General features: G+C 44.5%; 4 protein-coding genes. 3 read left to right on the plus strand and 1 reads right to left on the minus strand.

Going from position 1 to position 4,174, the window contains the following annotated elements; genetic code table 11:
- Positions 1 to 182 precede the first annotated feature (182 nt).
- On the minus strand, positions 183 to 1,298 hold the full coding sequence (locus H6G26_RS39310; RefSeq protein ID WP_190737252.1) for a ParM/StbA family protein: 1,116 nt from the start codon (positions 1,296 to 1,298) through the stop codon (positions 183 to 185).
- Between the two features lie 221 nt (positions 1,299 to 1,519).
- Here H6G26_RS39310 and H6G26_RS39315 point away from each other — a divergent pair, with 221 nt between their 5' ends.
- The 3 genes from H6G26_RS39315 to H6G26_RS39325 all read left to right on the plus strand — a co-directional run.
- Positions 1,520 to 1,753, plus strand: a complete 234-nt coding sequence (locus H6G26_RS39315; protein ID WP_190737253.1) for a hypothetical protein — start codon at positions 1,520 to 1,522, stop codon at positions 1,751 to 1,753.
- A gap of 145 nt (positions 1,754 to 1,898) precedes the next feature.
- Entirely contained in the window at positions 1,899 to 2,624 is a 726-nt protein-coding gene (locus H6G26_RS39320) for a hypothetical protein (RefSeq protein WP_190737254.1), read from the plus strand.
- A 261-nt stretch (positions 2,625 to 2,885) separates the two neighbouring features.
- On the plus strand, positions 2,886 to 4,174 hold a 1,289-nt coding region (locus tag H6G26_RS39325; protein WP_190737255.1), incomplete at its 3' end, for a PriCT-2 domain-containing protein.

The raw sequence follows: 4,174 nt of genomic DNA on the forward strand, positions 1-4,174 counted from the left end.
CCACAAGCATCGCCTCTCCCGGAAAACTAGTTTTTTTGTACTATATTTTGAATTTCAAAATGGGGGTTAATACTCTATTTATTTCAAAATGAGAATTGCTGTAAAATCAATGGTTTCAACCTGATTTCTTAACATTTCTTTACAACGTGTCCCATTTTGCACGTATCTCGGCGGCCACCCAATTAGGCTCCAATTGATATTTGAGTTAATAGCTTCAACCCCAAGGCATTGATGAATTGGGGATTATTCAAGACCACAAAGCCTAAATCGGCTAGGTTCTGATCCACCACTGGCAGCGAAACACCCCCACCCCAAGCGACAAGGTATTTAGCGCGGTCTAGATAATTGCCAGCAGTCACAAAGTTGGCGAATTTCTCAATCCTGGTAGACCACCACTCATCTAGACATTGGCTGTACTCGGTTTCAAACTTCTTGCCTGTCAGGTGGTTGCCGCCGTATGTAAAAGTGCCTTCTAGAATGCCCTGGTTCACCAAGCTGGGCGAGTGCTTCACATCCTTGGATAGCAGACTCACTCGGTCGTTTCGCTTGTCGAGAGATTCTGCAATCATGCTGTGTAGTTCACCTGCTCCACCCTCTATCAGGTGACGGTCAATCACTGCACCACTGCCATTAAAGACAGTTACCAACCAAGTTGATGAACCGATATCGAGAGCGATCGCTAATTCCGAGGGGTCAAGTACCAGGGATGCTTCACCGAATAAGCAGTGGGCAATGCTTCCAAATCCTTCGGGGTAAATGCCTGTCACCACGATGTCAACTGTCTTGGTGACAATGGAACGAGTTACAGGGTGCAGATGCTCAAAAGTATGAGTGCCTTCTACTCTGCGCTTAATCTCATCTCCCCAGCGTTCGGGGTTGTGATTGCTCAAACTAATTGAAAGCTTGACCCCATCGGGAATATTCAGAACTGCTAAGTCTGCAAGAATGCTTTCTAACGCCAGTTCTGCCTTTTTCGCTTTATCCTCGTGTAGCAGGGTGTGGTCACTTTGAGCTAGAGCCGCACTGCCCCAGAAGAATTGAACATCTTTTAAGTCCAGGCGTGAACCTTGTACATAACGCACCCATGCCCCATCTTTTGAGATGGGGCATGGGTGCGTTATGTTTCGGTTGCGAACAAGTGAGTATACGGCAGGCATCATGATCGAAAAATCACCGATGATTGCCTTGCCGTACCCTGCACCTGAGTCTTTACCTCCTGTGAGGTCAGTTAGCCCTGATTTGGCTAACAAGTCTGCTTGAACTAGCCAGTTTTTGGCATTGGAATATATAGCTGTCATGGTTCAGATGATTGTTAAAGTCTTGATTTTTCTGGCTTTGGAGAATTTAGAAACTGAATCGCCTTAAATCCACACATCCAGTTGGGGGCTTGCCATCACTTCGCTTTCCGGCTTCTGTCGCCTATGTTATGCGTCGTTTTTTGGCTTGCTAGTGTTATGATAGCATTACTTCATGAAGTAATGAAGTAATGTTTTACTAATTTTCTTGAGGTAATGTCAAAATGTTTTCAGAACAAATAGAAAACAGTGATGTGGTAACAAGACGAGACGATCCAGATTTCACTCAAGTTAGCGGGTACATACCAAAGGAGAAAGCTTTAAACTTTAAAATTGCTTGCACTGCTTTGCAAATAACCCAAAGCGATGCACTAGATGAAGCAATTAGCCTTTGGCTAGCAAATCATGAGCAACCTTCCTCCACACCCAAGGGCAAAAAAGGTAAGGGTACAGCATGACTGAAGAAAGCCAATCAGAAAAAAACGCTTTAAGGGAAATTCTGTCCTATTTATAAAAAGTAGGGCTATTTTCTCAAAATCCAGTGTCAAACATTCTTATCAGTACAGTTCGTATAATTTCACATCATTAATTTTGTTGTCTCCAATGACTACAGTGAAAGACCCACCAACCGATTTTCAACTCCCGCCGCACAACGAACCGGCATTAGAGATGCTTAGGGAGGCGAAAGACTATGCGTCCACTCAAGCTCTAGCGGCTGGTGGTGCTGCGCTGGCTACAGGAGGCATAATTCATCCATTTGGCTGGGTTCTTTTTGGATTGGCTTACAAGCCATTGGTAGCAACTCAAAAATTGGCGCGGTTGGAAAAATTAACAACCGTACTTTTGAATGAGTTTAAAAGCAAGGGGATACAAATCTTTCCGGTGCTTAAGCCAGAGGATAAGAACCCAATTGACTTGTTTATCAGGTTTCCCCAAAGGGCGCACTTGTTTATCTCCATTCGTTCGCGGGGAGATAGTGAGGTTGTCTACAACGAAACCAAAGAAATTATCCAGGTCAAAAAGAAGAATAAAAGTGGTTTAACCACCTGGAAACCCTGTCCACTAGTTGAGCTATCGGATTATGAGAGATGGCTAACTAAAAATAGAGCCTTGTTCGGAATGTCCTCGAAAGAGGTGACAAAAACGCCGACAGTAAAAGTTTTGGTCTTATGGCCTCCTACCAAGGCGGCTAGTGATCACAATCCACATCTTTATTCTGAAGTTGGAAGTATGAGACTTCTAGCTCTCAGGAGAAAAGGTACTGCATTTGTTATTCAACAGGAGGAAGTCACCGAGTTTGTCAAGGCTTGGTTAGCCAAGTACGAATAAGCTAAACAATGAAAACCCCACGTCTCGACGAGACAGCAGGGTTTTCAAACGGAATTGGGGTTATCGGGTGCGAAGCCTAATTAATATCCCTAATAGTAATCTTATCAAACCTTTTTGAGTGTTAAGCCATTGTAACACTGACTACTCAGAAAAACATTAACTCAGCAATTTTACCTGATTATATTTCTGAACGTTTGTACTAAAAGATTACTTTTGGGATAGCTCCAATTCCTCCAACACACTTCAGGAGGAATAGCTCTCATGTCACCATTACAACAATCTCATAACTCAGTACCAGCACCGTCAGCAGCTGAATCAGAAACTTTATCTGCTGTAAAGACAAAACTTGAGTTGATTGAGAGTCGCATAATCAAGTTTGCGTTTAACGCCACTGGCAGAAACAAAGACTGGGACTTTAAGAAGCTAGCCGGCAACTTCATTGATGTAGAAGGCACTCTAGCCGATGTCCAGGAACATATTAAAGCAGGCCATGCCATCTGTGCCGGACTGTTAAACGGCAAATGGCGCAGTAAGGCCAATATTATCGGTTCTCACTGGCTACTAATTGACATCGATAATTCCGATGTCGCCCGTGATGCTTATGACAAGCCAATCAAGGACGAAAACGGGAATTATATCAAAGTTTACGATCACCAATTAACGATCGAAGAAGCCCTAGCCCATCCCTTCATTAAAAAACACTGCGCTTTAATGTACACCACTGCCAGTCATAAACCAGACTGGCATAAATTCCGGTTGGTTTTCCTTCTCCCCGAATATGTCCAAGGCGCTGATACTGTAGAAGCTTGTACACGCTTCCTCATGCAGCAGTTACCGCATGATCCAGCTTGTAAGGATGCAAGTCGTGTATTCTACGGCAGCACAGAAGCAGAATTCCCCCTGGTCAACCCTGAAGCCACTTTACCAGCAGAATGGATAAGTGAAGCGATCGCGATCGCGCAGCAGGAGCGTATTGAGTATCAGCAAAGAATCCAAGAAATTGAGTCACGGCGTAAAGAGTGGCGTGAGATTTCCGTCACTGAAGGCTGGGACATTGACCAGCTAATCCAGAACGCGCTTTCATTCATCCCACCACGTACCCCAGGAAGCGGTAACTACGACGAATGCCGTCAGGTGTTGATGGCACTGGTTAACCATTATGGGGCAACGGATGCCGAAATCATCGCTGAAAAGTGGTCGCCCAGTATCAAAGGTTCAACTTGGAACATTCGCGCTAAGATTCGCAGTTTTAGACGTGGGGGAATCTCAATCGGTACACTGTTTCACATTGCCAAACAGTATGGTTTTCGGTTTCCTAAACGGCAGTATGAATATAACCTCGGCGACCAAGGAGTAATTAGCCGTGAACAGTGGGAGCTTGGGCGAGTTAGAGAGGACTTAAGCAGCTTCCAAAATTTATTAAGGCAAGCGATCGCTCCATTTTCTTCGATATTTAAAGGATTTTTTGCCCCACCAACACCAAAGCCCTTACCCGAAATTGACACGCCTTCGCCCAATGTAATTATTTACAAGCCCGGCAATATCCCGTA

Origin of the sequence: Nostoc sp. FACHB-888 (assembly GCF_014696655.1) — a bacterium.
Classification (GTDB): domain Bacteria; phylum Cyanobacteriota; class Cyanobacteriia; order Cyanobacteriales; family Nostocaceae; genus Nostoc.

Bases quoted from the DNA above. Each gene is read 5' to 3' on its own strand.
- H6G26_RS39310 (WP_190737252.1), bottom strand. From the start codon at position 1,298: ATGACAGCTATATATTCCAATGCCAAAAACTGGCTAGTTCAAGCAGAC.
- H6G26_RS39315 (WP_190737253.1), top strand. From the start codon at position 1,520: ATGTTTTCAGAACAAATAGAAAACAGTGATGTGGTAACAAGACGAGAC.
- H6G26_RS39320 (WP_190737254.1), top strand. From the start codon at position 1,899: ATGACTACAGTGAAAGACCCACCAACCGATTTTCAACTCCCGCCGCAC.